Annotated in this window: 2 protein-coding genes; both read right to left on the reverse strand. The window is 68.4% G+C overall.

Annotation, left to right across the window (positions count from 1 at the left end; genetic code table 11):
* Positions 1-884, reverse strand: an 884-nt coding sequence (locus RMO12_RS05835; protein WP_309638563.1) for a winged helix-turn-helix domain-containing protein, incomplete at its 3' end; no start/stop codon positions are given.
* Positions 885-1,174: 290 nt separating this feature from the next.
* Positions 1,175-2,986, reverse strand: coding sequence for a glutathione-regulated potassium-efflux system protein KefC (gene kefC / locus RMO12_RS05840; RefSeq protein ID WP_309638564.1), 1,812 nt, complete (start codon positions 2,984-2,986; stop codon positions 1,175-1,177).
* Positions 2,987-3,094: the final 108 nt, after the last annotated feature.

Raw genomic sequence — 3,094 nt, forward strand, 5'->3', positions numbered from 1 at the left:
TGCGCCCTGCCCATCGCGTAGGCCCAGGCACACAGCACCTTCGCGAACGAATAGCCGGGGTCCATGGCAATGGCTCGTTTGAGAACCGCCACCGCCTCGGCGTTCTCGAGCCGCGTCGAGCTGCTCACCACCTTGGGCAGCGCGCGCAAGCACAGGTCATAGGCGTGCAGGTTGGCCGTCGGCTTGGACTGCGCACGCTCCACTTCGGCCAGCCGAAGCTTGGGTTCGATGGCCGCGACCACATTGCCGGTGATGCGGTCCTGCAACTCGAAGAGGTCGTCGAGTTGCCCCTCGAAGCGGTCGCCCCACACATGCCGGCCAGCCTCGGCTTCGACCAATTGCGCGCTGATGCGCAGGCGCTGCCCGGCCTTGTGAAAACTGCCCTCGAGCACATAGCGAACGCCCAGCTCGCGCCCCACCCGTTTGATGTCGACCGCCCGGCCCTTGTAGGTAAAACTCGAACTGCGCGCGATGACAAAGAACGCCCTCACGCGCGACAGCGCCGCGATGATGTCGTCGACCACGCCGTCGACAAAATAGTCTTGCCCCGGGTCGCCGCTCAGGTTGGCAAAGGGCAGCACCGCGATCGAGGCCTTGTCGGGCAGCGCCAGCGCCGCCTCGTCCGTGACCGCGGCCGTGTGCGAAGGTGGCGCATCGGCGGGCTCGGCCAGCGACGCCGTGAAGCGGTAGCCGAGGCCCGGCACGGTGCTGACGGCGTGCGGCCCGAGCAGCTTGCGCAGCGTGGAGACATGCACCGTGAGGTTGTTCTCCTCCACCACCCTGCCGGGCCACACACGCTGCAGCAGCTCTTCCTTGCTCACCACGCGGTCGCGTTGCTCGATCAGGCACATCAGCACGTCGAAGGCGCGCGCGCCCAGCGCCACCGGCTCGCCGTGCGCCAGGACCTGGCGCTGGTCGGGGCAAATCTCGATGTGGGCAAATGACAGGCGACGTGACAGAAGGCCTCCTCCGGCTCGCTCGATGAAATGTACGGGCCATCAAGCCACCGCCCACGATTTGACCGATCTATTCTGATTGCGAGATCGAGCTGCAAACCTGGCCAATGCAGGAAGCCAAGGCGACGCGGTGTGCTCTCTCGCGAGCGTTCGAGCGGCTGTCCGTGCAGACATCGATCGGTGGGACGACTGAGCGCTGCCCTCTTCAATCTTGCGCCCTACTCCCCCCACCCCTCCCTGCGCCTCTCCTCCCTCTCCCTCCTCTCCTGCGCAAACAGCTCCTCCAGCTGCTGCCGTCCCGCCCTCGCCATCGACACCAGCCGGGCCTGGTCCTTGCGGTGCGGCCACATCGCCTCTATCTGCTCGACGTTGTGCCGCCGAAAGCGCATTGCCAGCGTGCGCGCGTGGTGCGGTTGCCATCCCATCGCTTCCAGCACGCTGCGCGCGCTCATCAGCGAGGCGTCGAGTATTTCGCGCTCGATGTGTGCGACGCCGCGGTCGCGCAGCGAGTACCAGTGCTGCACGTTGCGGGCGCGCGCGATGACGGTGAGGTGGGGGAAGTGCGCCTTGGCCAGGTCGGCGACCTTCAGGCTCTGCTCAACGTCGTCAATGGCGATCACCAGCACCTTGGCGTGCGCCGCGCCTGCGGTGCGCAGCAGGTCCAGGCGAGTCGCGTCGCCGTAATACACGGTGAAGCCAAAGCGCCGCAGAAACTCGATCTGCTCGGCGTCGTGCTCCAGCACGGTGGCCTTCAGGCCGTTGGCGTAGAGCAGGCGGCCCACGATCTGGCCGTAGCGGCCGAAGCCGGCAATGATGATGGGCGCGTCTTGCGGCTCGTCGAGCTCCTTCACGTCGGGCAGCGCCTTGCTCGCAAAGCGCGGCTGCACCCAGCGGTCAAAGGCCACCAGCAGCAGCGGCGTCACCAGCATGGACAGCGCCACCGCGCCGATCAGCACCGAGGCCGTCTCGGGCGAGAACACGCGCGCGCCGGCCGCGGCCTGGAACACCACGAAGGCGAACTCGCCGCCCTGCGCGAGCAGCAAGGTGAACACCGGCCGCTCCTGCCACGGCAGCGCCATGCCGCGCGCCAGCAGCCACAGCACCACCGCCTTGATGGTCAGGAAGCCGACCAGCAGGCCGGCCACGACGGCCGGGTGCGCGAGCAGTGCATTGAAGTCCACCGACATGCCCACGGCGATGAAAAACAGGCCGAGCAGCAGGCCCTTGAAGGGCTCGACATCGGTCTCGAGTTCGCGCTTGTATTCGCTCTCGGCCAGCAGCACGCCGCCGAGAAAGGCGCCGAGCGCCATCGACAGGCCCACCGCCTGCATCAGCGCCGCAATGCCGGCCACGAGGCCGAGCGAGGCGGCGGTAAAGATCTCCGGCGTGTTGCTGCGCGCGATCCAGCGGAACAGGGGCCGCAGCAACAGGCGCCCGCCGAGCACGATGGCCGCGACCATGCCGAGCGCCCGCGCCGCCTCCCACCAGGCGTTGCCGTCGTCGGCCTCGGGCACGCCGAGCAGCGGTATCAGCGCCAGGATCGGGATGGCGGCCACGTCCTGGAACAGCAGGATGGCAAAGCCGGCCTGGCCGGAGCTGGTGGCCATGAGGTTGCGCTCGCCCATCACCTGCAGCGCGATGGCGGTGGAGCTGAGTGCCAGGCCGAGCGAGGCCACCAGCGCCAGCCGCCACGGCGCGCCGAGCGCCCAGCCCGCCAGACACATCACGAGCGCGCAGCCGATCACCTGCGCGGCACCCCAGCCGAAGATCGGCCGGCGCAGGGCCCACAGGCGCTTGGGATCGAGTTCGAGCCCGACCAGGAAGAGCATCAGCACGACGCCGAACTCGGCGAAGTGGAGAATGGTTTCGGGGTCGTCGACGAGGGCCAGGCCAAACGGGCCGATCAGGATGCCGGCGGCCAGGTAACCAATGATGGCGCCCAGACCCAGCGCCTTGGCCAGCGGCACCGCCAGGACGGCGGCGCCGAGGAAGACAAGCGCGCCGGTGAGCCAGGGGGTGACGGCGCTCATGATGTTGCTCCCCCTCCCTCTGGGGGAGGGTTGCACTGCTGTTCTCCCTCTCCCCTCTCTGGGAGAGGGCTGGGGTGAGGGCAACGCGCGCTCACGGCTGCACCTGCG

The sequence above is a fragment of the Methylibium sp. genome, from assembly GCF_031393925.1.
GTDB lineage: Bacteria > Pseudomonadota > Gammaproteobacteria > Burkholderiales > Burkholderiaceae_C > Methylibium.